Source organism: Photobacterium rosenbergii, from assembly GCF_033022775.1.
GTDB classification, from domain to species: domain Bacteria; phylum Pseudomonadota; class Gammaproteobacteria; order Enterobacterales; family Vibrionaceae; genus Photobacterium; species Photobacterium rosenbergii_A.
Genome location: NZ_JAWJZI010000002.1, coordinates 64,749 through 84,399, shown reverse-complemented (window position 1 = coordinate 84,399; position 19,651 = coordinate 64,749). Strand labels below are relative to the sequence as shown.

18 protein-coding genes are annotated in these 19,651 nt (G+C 48.0%); 13 read left to right on the top strand and 5 right to left on the bottom strand.

The annotated features are described in order from the left end of the window. Nucleotides 1-20: 20 nt before the first annotated feature. Both bioA and R2X38_RS04610 read left to right on the top strand, forming a co-directional pair. A complete protein-coding gene (gene bioA / locus R2X38_RS04615; RefSeq protein ID WP_317520975.1) occupies nucleotides 21-1,301 on the top strand; it encodes an adenosylmethionine--8-amino-7-oxononanoate transaminase in 1,281 nt (426 codons plus the stop codon). 118 nt (nucleotides 1,302-1,419) lie between these two features. Next, nucleotides 1,420-1,986 carry an LON peptidase substrate-binding domain-containing protein gene (locus tag R2X38_RS04610; protein WP_317520974.1) on the top strand — a complete coding sequence of 189 codons (567 nt, stop codon included), beginning with the start codon at nucleotides 1,420-1,422 and terminating at the stop codon, nucleotides 1,984-1,986. A gap of 74 nt (nucleotides 1,987-2,060) precedes the next feature. Here R2X38_RS04610 and R2X38_RS04605 read toward each other — a convergent pair whose 3' ends face one another. Then, complete coding sequence (locus R2X38_RS04605) at nucleotides 2,061-3,275, bottom strand: ROK family protein (RefSeq protein ID WP_317521680.1); 1,215 nt, start codon at nucleotides 3,273-3,275, stop codon at nucleotides 2,061-2,063. 263 nt (nucleotides 3,276-3,538) lie between these two features. On the opposite strand from R2X38_RS04605, the gene queE reads away from it, so the two are divergent. From queE to R2X38_RS04565, 8 genes are all read left to right on the top strand, one after another. Beyond that, on the top strand, nucleotides 3,539-4,207 hold the full coding sequence (gene queE, locus R2X38_RS04600) for a 7-carboxy-7-deazaguanine synthase QueE (protein WP_317520973.1): 669 nt from the start codon (nucleotides 3,539-3,541) through the stop codon (nucleotides 4,205-4,207). Between the two features lie 170 nt (nucleotides 4,208-4,377). Continuing rightward, nucleotides 4,378-7,230: a hydrogenase expression protein HypA gene (locus R2X38_RS04595; protein WP_317520972.1), complete on the top strand. Its 2,853-nt coding sequence runs from the start codon at nucleotides 4,378-4,380 to the stop codon at nucleotides 7,228-7,230. A 156-nt stretch (nucleotides 7,231-7,386) separates the two neighbouring features. After that, the gene (locus tag R2X38_RS04590; protein ID WP_317520971.1) at nucleotides 7,387-8,223 is read left to right on the top strand and encodes an AraC family transcriptional regulator; all 837 of its coding nucleotides are present in this window, start codon (nucleotides 7,387-7,389) and stop codon (nucleotides 8,221-8,223) included. Nucleotides 8,224-8,304: 81 nt separating this feature from the next. Next, the gene (locus R2X38_RS04585) at nucleotides 8,305-8,913 is read left to right on the top strand and encodes a GNAT family protein (RefSeq protein WP_317520970.1); all 609 of its coding nucleotides are present in this window, start codon (nucleotides 8,305-8,307) and stop codon (nucleotides 8,911-8,913) included. Between the two features lie 224 nt (nucleotides 8,914-9,137). Then, on the top strand, nucleotides 9,138-10,757 hold the full coding sequence (locus R2X38_RS04580) for a methyl-accepting chemotaxis protein (RefSeq protein WP_317520969.1): 1,620 nt from the start codon (nucleotides 9,138-9,140) through the stop codon (nucleotides 10,755-10,757). Nucleotides 10,758-10,860: 103 nt separating this feature from the next. Further along, the gene (asnS, locus tag R2X38_RS04575) at nucleotides 10,861-12,261 is read left to right on the top strand and encodes an asparagine--tRNA ligase (protein WP_222548936.1); all 1,401 of its coding nucleotides are present in this window, start codon (nucleotides 10,861-10,863) and stop codon (nucleotides 12,259-12,261) included. Between the two features lie 276 nt (nucleotides 12,262-12,537). After that, on the top strand, nucleotides 12,538-13,056 hold the full coding sequence (locus R2X38_RS04570; protein WP_317520968.1) for a DUF2937 family protein: 519 nt from the start codon (nucleotides 12,538-12,540) through the stop codon (nucleotides 13,054-13,056). Between the two features lie 136 nt (nucleotides 13,057-13,192). After that, nucleotides 13,193-13,771: a hypothetical protein gene (locus tag R2X38_RS04565; protein ID WP_317520967.1), complete on the top strand. Its 579-nt coding sequence runs from the start codon at nucleotides 13,193-13,195 to the stop codon at nucleotides 13,769-13,771. 65 nt (nucleotides 13,772-13,836) lie between these two features. Here R2X38_RS04565 and R2X38_RS04560 read toward each other — a convergent pair whose 3' ends face one another. Next, entirely contained in the window at nucleotides 13,837-14,307 is a 471-nt protein-coding gene (locus R2X38_RS04560; RefSeq protein WP_317520966.1) for a DUF1456 family protein, read from the bottom strand. Between the two features lie 185 nt (nucleotides 14,308-14,492). Between R2X38_RS04560 and R2X38_RS04555 the strand changes: the two genes are divergently transcribed. Beyond that, entirely contained in the window at nucleotides 14,493-14,711 is a 219-nt protein-coding gene (locus R2X38_RS04555; RefSeq protein WP_317520965.1) for a VF530 family protein, read from the top strand. A gap of 82 nt (nucleotides 14,712-14,793) precedes the next feature. Here the strand turns inward: R2X38_RS04555 and R2X38_RS04550 are convergent, their stop codons facing one another. After that, nucleotides 14,794-14,982: a hypothetical protein gene (locus R2X38_RS04550; protein WP_317520964.1), complete on the bottom strand. Its 189-nt coding sequence runs from the start codon at nucleotides 14,980-14,982 to the stop codon at nucleotides 14,794-14,796. A gap of 154 nt (nucleotides 14,983-15,136) precedes the next feature. Between R2X38_RS04550 and R2X38_RS04545 the strand changes: the two genes are divergently transcribed. After that, the gene (locus R2X38_RS04545) at nucleotides 15,137-15,886 is read left to right on the top strand and encodes an enoyl-CoA hydratase-related protein (protein WP_317520963.1); all 750 of its coding nucleotides are present in this window, start codon (nucleotides 15,137-15,139) and stop codon (nucleotides 15,884-15,886) included. 86 nt (nucleotides 15,887-15,972) lie between these two features. Here R2X38_RS04545 and R2X38_RS04540 read toward each other — a convergent pair whose 3' ends face one another. Next, nucleotides 15,973-17,319, bottom strand: a complete 1,347-nt coding sequence (locus tag R2X38_RS04540; protein ID WP_317520962.1) for an MFS transporter — start codon at nucleotides 17,317-17,319, stop codon at nucleotides 15,973-15,975. A 541-nt stretch (nucleotides 17,320-17,860) separates the two neighbouring features. Here R2X38_RS04540 and R2X38_RS04535 point away from each other — a divergent pair. After that, nucleotides 17,861-19,051: an amino acid aminotransferase gene (locus R2X38_RS04535; RefSeq protein ID WP_317520961.1), complete on the top strand. Its 1,191-nt coding sequence runs from the start codon at nucleotides 17,861-17,863 to the stop codon at nucleotides 19,049-19,051. 94 nt (nucleotides 19,052-19,145) lie between these two features. On the opposite strand, the gene R2X38_RS04530 is transcribed toward R2X38_RS04535, so the two are convergent. Then, nucleotides 19,146-19,451: a hypothetical protein gene (locus R2X38_RS04530; protein WP_317520959.1), complete on the bottom strand. Its 306-nt coding sequence runs from the start codon at nucleotides 19,449-19,451 to the stop codon at nucleotides 19,146-19,148. Nucleotides 19,452-19,651: the final 200 nt, after the last annotated feature.

Here is a 19,651-nt window from a genome sequence, read left to right as displayed (position 1 = left end):
AAGGAGCAAGGTTTACAATTGTGCAAAAAATACACAACAAAGTCGATTTGGAATTTGACCAGCAGCACGTCTGGCACCCTTACACTTCAACGCTTAACCCACTGCCATGTTACCCAGTAGTCAGTGCCAACGGAGTGTATTTGCAACTTGAAGATGGACGGGAAATTATTGATGGCATGTCGTCATGGTGGTCAACCATCCACGGTTATAACCACCCAGCACTGACAGAGGCCGCCAAGGCACAGCTCGACAAGATGTCACATGTCATGTTCGGCGGGATCACCCACCAGCCAGCCGTAGAGCTTTGTCGTAAACTGGTTGATATCACACCAGAGCCTCTCCAGCATGTGTTTCTGGCTGATTCAGGCTCTGTTGCAGTGGAAGTTTCCCTAAAGATGGCCCTGCAGTACTGGCATGCCAAAGGCCAGCGCCGACCGAAATTCTTGACCGTCAAACACGGCTATCACGGCGATACGTTTGCCGCCATGTCTGTTACCGACCCAGACAACTCCATGCACAGTCTGTATAAAGGATTCTTGCCCGAACATATTTTTGCCCAGTCGCCAGAATGTGGTTTCTTCGAGCCGTGGCAAGAATCAGATATCGACGACTTCCGCCACCAGCTTGAGCAACACCACAAAGAGGTTGCCGCAGTTATCATCGAGCCTATCGTCCAAGGAGCCGGAGGGATGCGCATTTACCATCCAACCTTCCTTCAGCGGGTGCGTCAGTTGTGCGACGAATACGGAATTTTGCTCATCGCCGATGAAATTGCGACCGGTTTTGGCCGGACAGGAAAATTATTTGCTTGCGAACATGCCGGTATCAGTCCTGATATTATGTGCGTGGGCAAGGCACTCACCGGAGGGTACATGACCCTATCGGCCACCCTAACCAGCACACATGTCGCAAATACGGTATGTGGCGGTGAAGCGGGGTGCTTCATGCATGGCCCAACCTTTATGGGCAACCCTTTGGCCTGCGCCGTTGCCAATGCCAGCTTGGATATCCTTGCCCAAGGTCACTGGCAACATCAAGTGAAATCAATTGAAAAACAACTAGCTGAGTCACTTCCTGAGATTGGAGAGCTAGACAAGGTCAAAGACGTTCGCTGGCTGGGTGCCATCGGTGTCGTTGAGCTTTACGAGCCCGTTGATATGGCCAGAATTCAGGAAACTTTTGTAGACAGTGGCGTCTGGATTCGCCCTTTTGGCACACTTGTCTACATAATGCCTCCTTTTATCATTAATCTACAACAACTTAGCCAGCTCACATCCGCCATCAAGTTAGCACTTAAGTAGTATCGAAAAGCAGACAACTTCTAATGATTGTCTGCTTATACTTTTCCTGAACGTTATAGCAAACCCAACTCATGATTGGACCGTATTTATAATGAATAACGTCAGTAAGGCTAGAACTATGCAATTACCACTATTTCCGTTACAAATTTACCTACTGCCAGGTGGGATAAGTAAATTGCGGATTTTCGAACCCCGCTACACCCGGTTAGTCAAACTGGCTATGGGTGATGGCAATGGTTTCGGTCTCTGCATGAAAGACGAAGACTCGCTCTGCCATTTCGGCACCCGGGTGATCATCACCGACTTCGAAAAGCTTCCTGATGGCCTATTAGGTATTACTATCCGGGGCGTTGAGAAGTTTCTGATCAATAAACATTGGCAGGAAGATGATGGCTTGCGTTTTGGCGATGTCACACCGATGTCCAATTGGACCCCCAGCGAGATCAAGTTTGTCGACAGGGATATATCCAACAGCTTGAAAGCGCTGTTTGAGGAATACCCCGAACATGCAGAAAACTATCCCCTGCCTGATTACAATGATATGACCTGGGTATGCCAGCGATGGCTTGAGCTATTGCCTCTGGAAACAAACCAGAAGCAATGGTTTATGAGCCGCAATGACCACCGTGCAGCGTTATCATTCCTGCACAATGTCATTGACGAGCAATTAAAAAGCGACAGCTAAGTTATAACGAAATTAAAGCACATGTCTGTGGATGTGAATTTTTACAAAGACATGCTGACTTCGCCCTGAGGTAACTAACCTTCAATCAACTTCATCAGCAAATGGCCGTCATACATGGCCTGCTTCACCAAAGCCGCACCAGGCATGGTTGCCTGGGTATAAAACGAGCTCTGTTCGATCACCAAATCCCGGTTATAGACTGGCAATGATTGATTACGCACACAATCCATAATCGCCGGATATAAGATATCTTTTGCTCGGTTGAATTCCCCACCGATGAGAATTTTCTCAGGGTTGAACAAGTTCACCATGATGGCGATTGCCTGCCCCAAATGATGCCCCAGTTCGATAATGACCTGACGAGCCAAAGTATCACCCGCGATAGCCGCGTCGCAGATACGCTCTATGGTCAGACTTTTGCCGTGCAAAGACGAAGGGTGCCCCTCACGCAGCCGCTGCTCCACCTGTTCGATAACCGCCTTTACGCTGGCTACCGTTTCGAGGCAGCCATGGTTACCGCAGAAACAACGCTTACCGTAAGGTTTGATTTGGATATGGCCTAGCTCACCCACATTGCCAATTCGGCCTTGAAGCACCACATTATCGAGCACGATACCGGCACCGACACCGTGGTGGATCGACACCAGAATAGAGTTAGCAACATCACGAGAATTACCGAACAGTTTCTCGGCAAGCGCCCAGGAGCGCGTATCATTACCAATAAATACTGGTAATCCTGTTGCCTGATGGATAGCTGGCCCCAGTTCCAGGTTGTGCACATCATAATGCGGCATCTGGATAATCGTCCCAGCATCGGCATTCACTACCCCCGGTAGCGACACAGCAATAGCCGTAATACGATCAAGTTCACTCACATGGTTGGCAAAAAAAGTGTGAATTTCTGAGATAAGCTTTTTCAAGACTTCATCTTGATGAAGCACGTCGATATCCTGGCGCTCTTCTACCAAAATATCGCCACCCAATTCATGCAGAGCGATGGTCAAATAACCCCGCCCCAAACGGATAGACATGAACTGCCAGCCCTCATTGGCTGGTACCAAGCCCACTGCTGGTCGCCCACGACTGGAGGATTCTTGAATTGCCGTTTCTTTGATCAAGTGCGCATCAATCAGCTCGCGGGTGATCTTGGTAATGCTTGCGGGCGCTAATTGGCTACGCTTGGAAAGCTCAATGCGGGAGATTGGGCCAAACAAGTCGATAAGCTTGTACACGCTGCCGGCATTATTTCTTTTGATGTGGTCGATGTGACCAGGCTGGGCGACATACATGCCTAAACTCCCGATAAAATCTGTCATCATTTAATACAAATTGAATTTTTTTACTTTGCGAACTAATTGTGAAGCCGATTATGTTAAGTCCGTGACAATGGTCACGGGGATTCATGAAAAACAAGGCGATATTTGTGCCATCTCTCATTCTACCGCAAAACTATTGCCTTTTTTTTAACTACAAAAATTAACCTTCATAAAGACAGCTCCTCGCAATTTTGCGATAATCGCCGGTCGCAAAATCCCCCGCCATGAGGTTAACGGTGTACAAAATTAACGAAGTCTTTGAAACAATCCAAGGTGAAGGTGTTTTCACTGGTGTTCCAGCTATTTTTGTCAGGCTACAGATCTGCCCTGTAGGTTGTGCTTGGTGTGATACCAAACAAACTTGGAGTGCCGAACCTCAAGACCATGGCTCTATCGAAGACGTTATGGCAAAAACCGGCGACTCTCCGGTCTGGACCGAGATAGACGCCGAAGGCATCGTTAATCTACTCAAGCAACAGGGATACACCGCCAAACACGTTGTGATCACTGGGGGTGAGCCTTGTATCTACGATTTGTTGCCACTAACTACCGCTTTGGAGCAAGCCGGTTTCCAATGCCAAATTGAAACCAGCGGTACTTCAGAAGTCCTGGCGACGGAAAATACTTGGGTAACGGTTTCGCCGAAAATCAACATGAAAGCCAAGCTTCCAGTGCTAGCAACGGCCCTTGAGCGTGCCGATGAAATCAAGCACCCAGTCGGTACCCAGAAAGATATCGACCAATTGGATGAATTAATTGATGGCAAAAACCTTAAAACCAACGTCAATATTGCCCTACAACCGATTAGCCAAAAGCCACGGGCAACAGAGTTGTGCATTGATACCTGCATCAAACGCAACTGGCGCTTATCTATCCAGACCCACAAATACCTCGCAATCGCGTAATAGTCTGATACCTATACAGATACCTTCTCTGTGCGGCTGTCTTACTTTCAGGACAGCCGCTCTATATACGAGACGCATCTCCTTTCTTAACTTTGCACCTTATTGTCCTATCTATACTCAGCAGAAAACAAATACCAATAAAAGACTAACGACCTATTGGGGAATTGATTATGCGCAGTTATATGGGATATACCCTGCTGTTCATCAGCAGCCTGCTGCTTGCTGCCTGTGGAGGCGGCAGTGATGCACCCGCGCCTGTAGCGGGAGATCCGGTTCCAACCTCCACCACCTTCACGGTTTCTGTTGATGCACCCGACGGCATGGAGCTTGCCCACCAGCAAAGCTTCTCGCTGATCCAACCCGCCTACGCCAATGCTGTCCAAGGGCTGACAGAACAAAACTTTGCCGCTGTCTGGCTGGACGAAAAAGGAAAAATCTTCGAGTCCATCGACATCACCCGATTCGAGGACAAAGGAGATGGGATCTACGAGCTCGATGCAGGCACCGTCCCGCGGATAAATGCCGTACTGATGGTCGATCTCGATGGTGTCCCTGAGTACACAATAGGCGAAACACTTCCCGAAGGCTTGTTCCTCATCCCGCTTGCCGTGGAGCGGCTAGCGATTTCTTTAGAATCCACCTTGACCTTTTTTGCTTTTGCCAAGCGTATTGCCGCGGACGAAAGCTGGGGGATCTACACTGAAATCTTCCAAGATGCGCCTAGGGGCAAGGTCTCTTTAGCCCTTGAAGATATCAACAATCTTGCCATCGACATTCGTGATACTCTGTTACCTAAAATTGGTGTGCAAGGCCTAAGCTTGAAAGATCTCATGGGGTTAACTATTGTTCAAACCATGACCGATGGTCGCATCGAGCGCTTTTTCACCGAACAATCGGCCACCGCCGCCAACGTGCTAGCAATCCTCAATGACGGCTACTGGACAATCAGCACCTTCGAAAGCAACAACGGTAAAGGAGTACTTACAGACAGCACCTCTTACGATGGCAGCGAAACTCAGGTAAACGAATACAGCTGGGCGAAGAGCGGTGACCAAGACATCACCCTGGATCTGATGTTTTCCTACCTCAGTAACTCTACCAACTTTGGTTCAGAAGATATCAAATCTCAGGTGTTGACCGATCAAGGATGGATGGGTCTGTTCAACTACCTCAAGGTCCAGTTTGCTACCGACCGCGATGCCCTAATGACCGATGCTGCATTGAACATTGACGACAAACTTGGCGTGACGCTTACAGCTCAGGTTTACTCACTTGAAAACAAGAAAATGCATGATTATCTCTCAAGCAGGAAAAATTACTTCCTGACGCGCTACATCAAGCCTGAAGCAACTTTCAGCGCGGGCGCATCTGGTTTTTACTTTACCTGGCGACCTGAGAGCGAGACTTACCTGCTGTGCGATAACACCAATGACAAAGACACGTGCCGGGTTTACCCAGTAATAACCCCAGATGCGGCATTCACTTCATTGAGCGACATTAGAACCCCTGTGTTCGATATTGCTCTGTCCGTCGATGAAATCAATGGCTTCAAACTGAGCGATAACGTCATTGCTGAATTTATCGAAGACGACTTTTTCACTGTACGCTACTGGAGCCGCATCGCCGCCAATGAATGGACGATTCAGGAAACTGGCGTTTGGGCACCGACTACAGCATTAGGAAAATCAATTATCCGCTTTGATGTCCCTGATATCATCAAGCAGATTGCCGATGATTATCCGTTCAGTGGTGAGCAACTGTTCCTTGTCGAAGACAGGGGCTATGTCAACATCGGGCAGGTGATGCTCGAGTTGGCTGAGTCTAATTTCTCTGGCTTCGATAATGACGCCAAAGCGCAAATTTTTGATGCGGCAACACGCGACAACCTGCCGCCATTTGGTGAGTGTGACTTTGGTGATACCGATTTAGCCAACGAGAGTCTATTCCTCAATGCCATTACCGAATGTGGCGGTGATGAGCGCTTTACCACCCAATCGGTCAATGATCTTGTCGACAAGACACTGGTACAAATCAGTGAAGAGGGCGAAATTTCTGCCCATATCCTACGCGGCGACAACTCGTGGGAGTTTTACCGCAACACCGACCTTGAAGCGGGTTCCCGCAACTGGTCACTCAACGAAAGCGGTTATTTGAAACTGTTGGCTGATACCAACCTCGATGATGAGTTCGATTACTGGTCGCTGACCAGTTACGAATACCAGCAGCGTTTATTGGCGATCAAGCTTTATAGCCAGCAGGGACAGGAGGCGCAAATATCCAGCCTGATGGCCCGCGAATATGCTCCTGACACTCTGGCCGTTTGCAGTGAAGGTGATTCAGGCTGGGATCCGGCAACGGCTACGCCAGTTACCAAGGAAACCTTAGCCAACTATAATGATCGGGTACAACAGTGCAAAGAAATTTGGTTCGGCCGGGAGCCGGTGTTCACCGAATCTCTACTGCTTGGTGTGACAGGCGACAACAGTGATGACAAGGCCCTGACTTTTGCTAGCGATCCCGGAGGGGATGTCGGAAATCACAGTAATGAAGATACTGCTCGCTACCTAAAATTGAGTGACGATTTCCAAGGTAATTTATTCAAGGGCACTTACGTCGACGGAAGTGGCTGTGGCTTCAACTTCGACATCCTATGGAAAATAGAAGATGACGGCACCCTATATTACGAAGCGGTCGACGGTTCGATGAATGAACGAATCCAAATCACCGATACCGATGGTTTGAAGCTGGCCATCAAAGCATTTAATCACCAGAACCGCTGGCAAAGTGATGAAACCCTGAACTACAGCAGTGACGAAGGTGAGATCTGGAGTGACATCGTCACCCTGATAGACGCCAGCCAAGTGCCAAATGTCGTGCCTGTTGAGCCGCCACCGCCGGCACCGCCCGCAGAAGGTGAAGAGCCTCCAGCAGAAGAAGAGCCTTCAGGCCCACCAGCCGGGACTATCCTCAACGATGGCAAAACCTGTGCCTACCTTGAGGTACCTGAAGATCCAGCACCATAACTCTTCACCACTTCCATCCAACGCCCGGGGTCACTTCACTGCCCCGGGCTTTTTGCATTGTTATAGTCAGGCAAGATGAAAAGCCAATATCCGTTACGTGGAAAGTGCATTAAAATAACAACGTAAACAAGCATACTCGAGCTGAGCAGGTAAAGAATGATCACATGGAAACACCAACTAAAAGGTTATGAATGGCTCATTCACCAGATCTGGTATCTTGAAGTGGAAGACAAAGACACCATCGAAAAACTGCCTCAGCTTATTCCCAACCCCAGAGCACACCTATTATTTACCCCGCCAGAACAAGGTTACTGCTATCAAAGTGGTGACGAACATTTGTCAGGTAAAGGAAGTCACTTACTTACAGCCAGCGACAGGCTACTGACCTTGGTCGATAGCGCCCCACTTAAGCGAATAGGCATTACTTTTCGCCCTGAAGGGCTTTACTTGCTCAACAAATCCAATGAAGCGTTAGTTAATCAGTGTGGCTGGTTTGACTGGCTAAACTCGCTCTTCGACAACCATTTTCAGCAGCAACTCTGGCAAAGCGATTCCAAACAAAGCCTAGTTGAGCGCATCCAACAGCAAATTGAAAATCTATGCTTGTCGAGCCAAATAGATAAACCCTTCACCATCGTGCAGAGAGCCATTGCGGTTATGGAGGAAAATCAGCATGAAGCGACTGACCACCACTTAGATATTAACCAACTGGCCGAGTTATGTGCCTGCTCGAGACGCACACTGGAACGCAGCTTCCGCCAAGTCACTGGGCTGAGTGTCAAAAAGTACCAATTATTGATCAAGCTGGAACTGATGATCCTTGCTCTCTACCAACAAGATAAAGAGATTGATTGGACAGCATTTTCCCAACAGTTTGGTTTCAGCGACCAATCTCACTTGATCAGGCAGCTCAAGCAACAGCTAAAGCGTACCCCTTCCAGTTACCTGCAGAACCGAGATCTCACTATCGATATCTATGGGGACTTTGAATAAACCTTCTGTTTATTTTGTCGCAAAAGTCCAATCACAGTTGAATAAGCTTCGTTAATATAGCGACCAGATAACGAGGTAACTATGACAAATTCAACGACAAACCCAACGTCATATTCAGCATTGAAACACGGCGACGCGATCGCCTTCCGTGACACATTGACGATTCGCCTTATTCAGCCGTCTGATCTCAATGATATCATCACCATGTTAGGCGACGACAAGGTCAACCAATACCTGTTCTTTGCCCCAGCCGACGAGAGCCTGTACCAAGGTTTTTTCGATCCAATTATTGAAAACACCCAAGAAGCAATAACAAACGGTGTCTGGCCTGATAGCCCAACTTTTGTTATCCGCGACCAAGCAGGTCGGTACATGGGCATGGCAGCCATTACCCAGGTGATGTTCTGCGAAGGAAATTATGAAGTAGGCTATCAGCTACCTGTCCGCGCTTGGGGGCAAGGCATCGCCACTCAGGCTTGCCGATTGATGACGGAGTTAGGCTTCCAAGAGCTAGGCGCCCACAAAATCAGTGCTGATTGCTATGGGGCTAACATTGGCTCCTACAAAACATTGGAGAAATGTGGCTATCAGCTAGAAGGACGGCAGAAGGACTATTACAAACTCGAGCAAGGCTTCGATGACAAGGTCTACTTCGGCCTGACAGCAGCAGATTATTCAACCCAACAATAAATTAACACCGAGAGGCCAAGCATCACTTGGCCTCCTTGCAAAAAACATGAAAAAACAACAATGAAATAGCATGTAAATACAAAGCACTACACTATACGCAGATCACATTCAGCTAACCTTTTCACCTAGATTATTTGCTCGCCATCACACCCACTTCATTCAGCCATCTCTTAACATTTTAAACACATTACAATGTCCACAATAAAAATAAGAGATCATGGAAGATGCGCCTTACAATTGCCAATAAACTACTGCTCACCCTCTTTTCTGTCTTCAGTATTGTGCTGGTCAGCAGCCTGATCTACGAAGCGGGGCAGCAAAAGAAGTTACTGGAGTCGGTGATCAGCGAGCAAACCCTCGATAAAGCCGGTAACTACTTTGATAGCCTCAATATGATGATGCTCACTGGTACTATGTCGCAGAGGGAAACCTTGCGTGAAAAGGTGCTCTCCCACAGTGGTATTGAGAATGTCAGGGTGATCCGCGGGCCCGGCATTACCCAGTTCTTCGGCCCGGGGTTAGACAACCAAGCTCCCGTCGACAGTTTTGACCAAAGAGCGCTAGCAGGTGAAACCATTGCCGAAACTATTACGGCCGAAACAGGCAGTCGGTTGTTAGTTGCCCTGCCAATGAAAGCCAGTGCCGATTACCGTGGCACCAACTGCTTGCAATGCCATATCGTGCCAGAAAATGAGGTGCTGGGTGTCGTCCGGCTTGAATATGATTTGGTCCCGCTCTACCAGCGGGTCAACCAGCAGTTACTGTCGGCTGGCTCTATCATGGCTGCTATCGCAGCGACCGGTTTTTTCTTCACCCTTTTCATGATCCGCCGGATCATTGTCAGCCCGCTCAAGCGCCTGTCAAACTACATGCGCACCACCAGCAAAAATAAAGACCTCAGCCAACGACTAAATGAAACCCGCCAAGATGAAATTGGTGAGCTGTGTAATAGCTATGACCAGATGCTAGATAACTTTTCCGGCAGCCTGGTACAAGTCCAGCAAACGTCTGAGTCACTGACCGAGCAGGCAAATCACTTAATTTCGGTCTCTACCCACACCACCCAGGCTGCAGATAGCCAACGGGTCGAAACCGGCGACACGTTCAGCGCTATAGACACCATGCAGCAACAACAACATGACATCGAGCAGCGCACTACCGAATCTGCGACGTTAAGTCAGCATGCATCAGAGTCTGCAATAGCAGGGACTCAGCTCGCCGCTGAAGCCGGAGAAAGTATCCAATTGCTGGTCAAAGACATCGAACATGTAAAACTGAAAATCGATCACCTCAACCAGCAGAGCCTTCAGGTTGGCACTATTCTAGATGTCATTCGCAACATCGCCGAGCAAACTAACCTGCTGGCATTGAATGCGGCGATAGAAGCTGCCAGAGCCGGCGAGCAAGGCCGTGGCTTTGCCGTTGTTGCCGATGAAGTGCGTAGCCTTGCCACCCGTACCCATCAAGCCACCGGTGATATCCAAACGATTATCGAAACCTTGCACAATGACTGCGAGGCCTCTGCCGATGCTATCGAGACAACATGCCAGACTGCCTACTCCAAGGTCAGTACCATCCAAGAACTCTCTGCAGCGCTATCGGCAATGGGCGATCAGATCCAGGTCGTCAATACCCATGCCATCGATATCCAACAGCAAAGTGCCAGCCAGGCCTCATTGGCCGATGGTATCCGCTCAAAAGTCGGCACCATTACCCAACACGCAGACGATACCGCTACCCACGCCCAAGCGTCGAGAGAAATTAGTGTAAATCTTGAACACTTAGCAGAACAATTAGAGCGATTACTGCATCAATTTACCCTTTCAGGCAATAACAAGGGTTGATGCTAAACGTAAGAAAGGTAATATGGTCTCCTTGGACTGTGTATTTGGCGGAATCTACCCAGCAATACACAAATAAAGTGCCTTAACGGAGAATAATTTACACATGACTTACGCGCCTGTAACAGACGTACTTAGCGGTAAGCTAGCGGTTGACAGTGAAGTCACTGTTCGCGGCTGGATCCGTTCACGTCGTGATTCCAAAGCTGGAATCTCTTTCCTTGCCATTTATGACGGCTCTTGTTTCGACCCGATTCAGGCCGTGGTCCCTAATGAGTTGAATAATTACCAGGAAGAAGTGCTTAAGCTGACAACTGGTTGCTCTGTTGAGGTCACTGGTAAGATTGTTGAATCACCAGCTAAAGGTCAGGATTTCGAACTTGCCGCTACTGAAGTAAAAGTAGTGGGTTGGGTTGAAGACGCTGAAACGTACCCAATGGCGAAAACTCGTCACTCTATCGAGTACCTTCGTGAAGTGGCACACCTTCGCCCTCGCACCAACGTAATTGGTGCCGTAGCACGAGTTCGTAACTGCCTTTCTCAAGCAATCCACCGTTTCTACCACGAACAAGGCTTCTTCTGGATGTCTGCGCCACTGATCACTGCCTCTGATGCAGAAGGTGCCGGTGAAATGTTCCGCGTTTCAACACTTGATTTGGTTAACACACCAATGACAGACGCTGGCGAAGTGGATTTCGACAAAGACTTCTTCGGTAAAGAAACCTTCCTTACTGTATCTGGTCAGTTGAACGCTGAAGCATATGCTTGTGCCCTTAGCAAGGTATACACCTTCGGTCCTACTTTCCGTGCTGAAAACTCTAACACCAGCCGCCACCTAGCAGAATTCTGGATGGTTGAGCCTGAAGTCGCATTCGCTGAGCTTGACGATGTGGCTAAGCTTGCTGAAGACATGCTGAAGTACGTGTTCAAAGCGGTACTGGAAGAGCGCCGTGATGACCTTGAGTTCTTTGCTCAGCGTATCAACAAAGATGCGATCACGCGTCTAGAGCAGTTTGTTAACTCTGACTTCGCTCAGGTTGACTACACCGATGCAATCCAGATCCTGAAAGACTCTGGCCGTGACTTCGAGTTCGACGTTGAGTGGGGCATCGATATGTCTTCTGAGCACGAGCGCTACCTAGCAGAAGAGCACTTCAAAGCACCGGTTGTTGTTAAGAACTACCCGAAAGACATCAAAGCGTTCTACATGCGTATGAACGACGATGGCAAGACAGTTGCAGCAATGGACGTACTTGCACCGGGTATCGGTGAAATCATCGGTGGTTCTCAACGTGAAGAGCGCCTAGAGCTTCTAGACAAGCGTATGGTTGAGATGAACATCGACCCTGAGCACATGAGCTGGTACCGCGACCTGCGCCGTTACGGCACAGTACCGCACTCTGGCTTCGGTCTGGGCTTCGAGCGTCTAGTTACTTACGTTACAGGTATGGCGAACATCCGTGATGTGATCCCATTCCCACGTGCACCACGCTCTGCAAACTTCTAATTACCCATTAGAAGCTAACCTATTTAAAAATAGGTAAATCTATTCAACAGGACGAGCCCATACTCGTCCTGCTTGTTTTTAGGGTGCTTGTTTTTAGGCTGTTAGTTTTTAAGCTCTCCCCCGTTGCCGCTTACTAATCGCCTAATCATCTCTTCTCTATCTATGTAGTTTTGACTCAGCCATGTAGTTTTGACCCAGTCAGGACATATCCTGTTGCCAATGCGCTATATATTGTTATATAGATGAAAATTCAGTGGCTTGCCGTAAGGAGACAACATGATCAAACGGATTCTAGATAGGCTGATATTCGGCGGGCTACTCATTGCCACGCTGCAGATCCCGATGCTAGCTGATCATTACCTGCAGTATTTATCCGGCTTTTATGATGCCACTACCCTGCAAGTCAACGCCTACCGAGCCAATGCCCAGCAACATGGTTTTGATAGCGCTGAAAGTATGATTGCTTCGCTATTGCAGGAAAACAATTCTGTGGTTCGGGTCGATGCTGAACAAAAGCTCAAAGTCCTACAACAACATGACATGCTGCAACAAGGGATGGGAATACTCGCCAATGGCCACCTCGTCGATAAGACCGTGTATATGTTTAACCCGGCACGTTTCAGTGAGCTTCAACGGGTGCTAATCCATTTCACCCCCGGTATTCCGCTTGATATTGAAAGCATTGCCTTCTGTGTTGTGATGGCATTAGGGCTCAACCTTATCCTCTATTTGCCCTTTATTGTTTTTCGCCGCCAACAGAAAAATGCTGCCGGCCCAGTACCATCAATAAACTAGGTGGTGAGATTTAATACAACTACTGGGGCACAGATAGTTTGAAGCCTTCACTAGATAGACTTCCCCTATAGCTTCGAATAAGCTTATGCCCATCTGCTTGAACCTCTCAAGCCTCCCTAATTCTTATGAGTCCATTATGATCAGAGATGTCACCCTAGCCCCGGCAAACCAATGGAAGAAACCCTTCGTTGCCGAAGTGGCTGAAATTATCAACCTGCTCAAAGAGTATGGCTACGATGGCGCAGCCCTTGCAAAATTAACGGGGCTGCAAGAGAAAAAACTCTCTGATTGGATGTCACGCTACAAGCGAGAGCCAGAGAATGTGTCTGATATACCGTACCCTTGCTGGTGTTTCCTCTGTGCCTTGGCAGGTCGTCCTAACATCCAGAATAACGGCCAGCCGCTTGAGGTCGATGCAAGGAAAGTCATGCGCGCGTTCAAACCGACCGCTTTCAAGAACAAAACCGCATTTGAAATGCCGACAGAAAAAGAGTTCAAGCGTGTTATCGGTGACAATACCTTTACCGGCATCACTATCGAAAGCCTGTGCGAGACGTTTCAGTGGAAACCGGCTCAGCTTGCCGAGAGTATGGTCAAAGGCACACTACCATTTTTGAACTGGTGCCTGATCTTGATGCTGTGCGGCTTTAACATCCAGAAAATGCTGCTCAACCAACACGAAGGTGACATCACCTTGGACGAAAGTGCAGGGTAAGACGGATAAAAACAACAAAGGCTGCCCATCGGCAGCCTTTTTGATTTCGTCATGAATGCTCTGAGCTATTCTGAGGCCTCCGGACGAAATTTGTATTGCACCCCTAGCAGGAAGTTGCGCAGGATCTGATCTTTACACTCACGGTAATGCTTGTTGTCTGGCTTTCTGAAAAATGCACTTAATTCATGCTTGCTCAAGTTGAAATCAACGCTCTGCATAATGTCCAAGATATCTTCCGCTTTGTAGTTCAACGCAATACGCAGCTTCATGAAAATCATATTATTGGTCAAACGTGATTCTGGCTCAGGCTGCGGCCCTTCTTTCTTGCCACGTTTTTCATTAATTAAACCGTTAAGGAAGATCGCCAGCTCACGGTCCGTGCATTTGGTAAATGCAGGATCATCTTCTTTCTTTAACCAGTCACTAACTTGCTCACGCGTCACTTCATGCTCAGCAGCAGCGAAAATATTGATCATTGCCGAGTCGTTAAAATCAAAGGTATAGCGAAGACGTCGCAAGATATCGTTATTGAGCACAGTAAATCCTAAAAATAATGCAGGCTTGCCAACACGGCTTGCTGCGAAATGGCTTCCCCCGACAACCTAAAACAGTTTGGAGGTCGCTTGGCTATGTAGTCTAACAGATATTCGACACCGAAGATTCATTCGTGCTAGCCAAGCTGGTATAGTGCCGTCTCAGATAACACAATGAAGCACACACTATGGATCACCAACCGAACAACCCATTACATGGCCTTACCCTGCAAAGAATTGTCGAAGAACTTGTCGATCACTACGGCTGGGAAGAGCTTGGTCAAATTATCAAAATCCGTTGCTTCAATAGCGATCCAAGCATCAAATCAAGCCTGAAGTTCTTGCGCCGCACCGAATGGGCAAGGAAAGAAGTCGAGCAATTGTATCTCGACACCTTCTTCCTTTAGTTGGCTGGCTTTATCGCCAATGAGGGCTGACACGCCGCTTGGGGTGGGTCAGCCATGGCTGAAGCACATGATTTAAGCAAACTCATAATTTGTTAATTGCCTCAATATCTTGCTCTGGCAGTACAATCGCATCGGGCACAACCACCTCGCCACTGGCGTTAGTCTGAATGTCATCTCCCGGGGACCAATCATAGCCCTCTTCCGTTGACTGACAGCCTCCCAACGCAAAAACTAGCAGCCCGCTAATCATTACCCATCTGAAATGAAACATAGATCCCCCCTTTTTCTTCTATGCGAGTAACTATAGTTACTGCGAAAAATAGTGGGGTAAGATCTCACTTTTTGTTCCTTTATTGTCATTAGCTGTTTCCTTGTCCATGATTAATAGACAAAACAACTCATCCTACCACTTAAGGAAAGCTGACATGGACATCTGCATTACCCACAACGGACCAATTCTTGATATCCAGCTCACCCGTCCTGATGCCAAAAACGCGCTGAATCAAGCGATGTACCATACGCTGGCAGACACCATCAACCACGCAAACCTGTCTCCCGAAACCCGAGTCATTGTGTTACGCGGCCTGCCTGAAATCTTTTGTGGTGGTAATGACATGCAGGATTTTGTGGCTATCTCACAAGGCATGGCTGACTTTCATGGCGAACGTTTTATGAAGTCATTGGTAGAATGCGAAACCCCCATCGTCGCGTCGGTTTCAGGCCCGGCGATTGGCATAGGGACGACGATGCTGCAGTTTGTCGATGTGGTTTATTGCTCACCCTCGGCAATTTTCAAAACGCCGTTTGTCCATCTAGGGCTTTGCCCGGAAATGGCCTCGAGCACGGAGTTTGCAAAGATAGTCGGCCTGAGAAAAGCCAAAGAAATGCTATTGCTTGGAATGCCGATGACCGCCGAAGAGGCACTTGCGTTGGGTTTTATCAATCAGATCAACCAAACCCCTGACGACTTGGCCTTTCAGTGCGCCGAACAAATCAGCCAGCTTCCTCCCAAGGCAATGCAGATCAGTAAGCGAATGCTCAGCCAGCAGGACAAAGCACGACTACTAACAACGATTGAAGACGAAAACGTAGAGCTGATTAAACGGATCCGAAGTGACGAGGCCAAAGAAGCCGTCAGTGTATTTTTGGAAAAACGTCCTGCGAAGTTTAGTTAGCTTTAGGCGGTTGCCGATTGGTAAAAAGAACAGCATTGGGAGAGTTAGGCCAGTTAACCACTGGCCTACGACTATAAACGCTGGATTTAAGCTGTTACCCCTTCAGCCTGAATCCCTTGCTCTATCTTATTCGGCTCGTCTTCATCTTTGACAATGCAAACCACCAAGCCTGCGAAAATCATTGAAGCGCCACCCAATACAATCGCCATCATGGTATTGCCGTCGAACGCCCAACGGGTAAAGAAGCCCAAGATCCCAGCAGCCAGGATTTGCGGCAGGACGATAAAGAAGTTGAACACCCCCATATAGAACCCCATCTTCTTCGCTGGCAGTGCGCCCGCCAAGATGGCGTAAGGCATACAAAGAATACTGGCCCAGGCCAGACCAATTCCCACCATATTGACCATCAGCATGGTCGGGTTCTGGATAAGGGAAATCGATGCCAAACTCAAGCCACCAATGATCAGCGACAGGCTATGGACAAACTTACGACTGGTACGCTGTGCCAACCAAGGCAGTGCAAACGCAGCTAAAGCTGAAATACCGTTGTACGCAGCGAAACACAAACCAACCCAGTCTGCTCCTTCGTTATACATTGCTGAACTGGTGTCAGCGGTACCGAAAATTTGCGATGTCACCGCAGAAGTGGTGTATATCCACATCGCAAACAGCGCGAACCAAGAAAAGAACTGCACCACAGCCAACTGCATCATGGTCTTTGGCATGGCTTTAATATCAGCAAAAATGGCTTTCAGGCTAGCCTTCTCTTGTTCCGGCTCAGATGCCTCACCGTGAAATGCTGCCAGCTCTTTCGGTGAGTATTCCTTAGTTCTTATCACTGTCCAGAGAATTGAGGCGACAAAGACCAAGGCACCGCACAAGAATGAAATCTTCACCGACGGTGGTACTTCGCCAACCGGGGCAGTATTTGCCACATCGAACACATTGCTGAGCAAGTACGGCATTGCCGATGCAACCACCGAGCCAACGCCGATGAAGAACGTCTGCACCGCAAAGCCTTGGGTGCGCTGCTCTGATGGCAGGTTATCTGCCACTAGTGCACGGAAAGGCTCCATCGAGATATTAATCGAAGCATCTAAGATCCATAGCATACCGGCAGCCACCCACAGGTATGGCGAATAAGGCATGATGATCAAAGCCAGTGAAGACGCGATGGCACCACACAAAAAGTAAGGTCGACGACGGCCGAGTACCGTCCAGGTGCGGTCACTGAAATAACCGATAATCGGTTGCACTAATAAACCAGTTAACGGCGCTGCGATCCAAAGAATAGGGATTTGATCAATGCTTGCTCCCAGGGTTTCGAAGATCCTACTGACATTGGCATTTTGCAAGCCGAAGCCAAACTGAATCCCCATGAAGCCGAAGCTCATATTCCATATCTGCCAAAACGTAAGGCGTGGCTTTTCCATTGAGTGTTCCCCGATACTGCCTGCTGCAAACACATTGAAACTGCAGCAGATTTACAACATTCGGACAAAGCTGATGATCTTTTTTATCTTAATTAGTATGTTTCTGAACTATTCGAGGTGAAGACAGGATTTTTCCATGTTTACATCGATATTTCAGGCCATGATCATCACATTTGACCGATTTCCATCGGGACGCAATGCTATGACAACCCCACCCCTACCAACTGTGATCAGTTTCACATAGGATTACACTTGCATACTCATTTTATAATTTAATTACGTTTTTAGATGAAATTTATACGGTTTCACTGCGATTTGGCGCACAAAACACCAGTATATTAATGATTTTTGTTGTAATTTTCTTGCAACCAAGATTGTTTGAAGTTTGTCCGCTTTGCGCAAATGTTAGTGAAAACTAATAACAATTCACTGCTGTCATATTTTATTTGGCCAAGATGTTACAATTTCTTGTCAATGCCCGGTGATAAAAGGTATAAAGAACATATTGACCCCTTACCATTACCAGCATGGATGATTGACAATGTTTGAGAAAATTTCTGCTGCACCCGCCGACCCAATTCTTGGATTAACTGAAGAGTTCAAAAAAGACACCCGCCCAGAGAAAATTAACCTTGGTGTTGGTATCTACAAAGACGAATCAGGAAATACCCCCGTTCTTGCAACAGTAAAAAAAGCGGAAGCGATTTTGCTGGAAAAAGAAACCACCAAGTCTTACCTAAGTATTCCTGGCACGGCAGAATACGGCCTGGCTGTTCAACAACTTCTGTTTGGCGCCGACTCTCCAATCATTTCTTCTAAACGCGCCCAGACGGCTCAGGCTCCAGGTGGTACCGGTGCATTGCGTTTGGCTGCTGAATTTATCAAGCGCCAGCTTGGCGATGTAAAAGTGTGGATCAGCAACCCAACTTGGGCAAACCACAACGGTGTTTTCACCGCCGCTGGCCTTGAAACCGTCCAGTACAGCTACTACGACGCGCAAAGCAAAGACATGGACTTTGACGCAGCGCTGGCAGATCTGGCGAATGCTGCACCGGGTGATGTTGTGCTACTGCACGGCTGCTGCCACAACCCAACCGGTATCGACCCTCAAGCACCTCAGTGGCAACAGTTGGCTGAGCTTTGTAAAGAAAAGCAACTACTGCCAATGTTTGACTTTGCCTACCAGGGCTTTGCCAAAGGTGTTGAAGAAGATGCCCAAGGACTACGCATTTTTGCAGACCTTTGTGAAGAACTTCTTATCGCCAGCTCATTCTCGAAAAACTTTGGTCTGTACAACGAGCGTGTGGGTGCCTTCACGCTCGTCGCTAAAGATAACGCAGAAGCAACCACGGCATTTAGCCAAGTGAAAAGTATTGCCCGCGTGATCTACTCCAACCCACCAGCACACGGTGCGGCGATTGTGACTGAAATCCTGAACGATGCAGCTCTTCGCGCCGAATGGGAAATTGAAGTGGCCGATATGCGCGATCGCATTCAGGAAATGCGCACTCTCTTTGTACAGACACTGAAAGATCTGGGTGTGGAGGCTGACTTCAGCTTTATCGAGCGCCAGAACGGTATGTTCTCTTTCTCTGGTTTGAGCAAAGAGCAAGTTAACCGCCTGAAAGATGAGTTCGGTATCTACATCGTTGGCTCGGGCCGTATCAGTGTTGCGGGTATGACCAAGGCAAATATGCAGCCACTGTGTAAAGGCATTGCAGCGGTACTGTAACTCTTAAGCGATACCAGACAGCTAACTGTTACATCAAGACAGCAAAAACGGGCGCAGTGCGCCCGTTTTTTATGTCATAAATTAGCGTTAGCAGTTAGCCAGACTTGTCTAGAGGTAGCACGTTACAGAACAGCTCTCTTTCGTATTGATGCTCCAACTGCTCGCGCCAAGGTTTGTTCGCCACAGGGATCAAATAGAAAGTCTCTCGTGATGTATCAGTGACAAATGCCATACCATGCTGCATGAGTTCATAATGGATGTCGTTTACAAATCCTAGCGAAAAGCTCTGACGTCCCGTCAACTGGTTTATGTCGTCCCTAGTTAAACTCACGCCTTGGTCTTCGTTAGCGAATCGAACGCGCAACCAGTCGGAGAACTCTCTAGCACTTATCATTGTCATAAACTCGCCTCCGCATAACACATCTTGAAAACCAAGACGTTACTGATAGGTGTCTATTTATAATAAGTTATAGCAGAGATGAGACATAACAACAGAAGAATGCAACACGTTTATCATTGAGATGCAATTTAGCGCATTTTTGAGACAGTGTTACAAACGTTGCAGGAACGCTTTGTTTAGAGGAATTATCGGAAAATGAA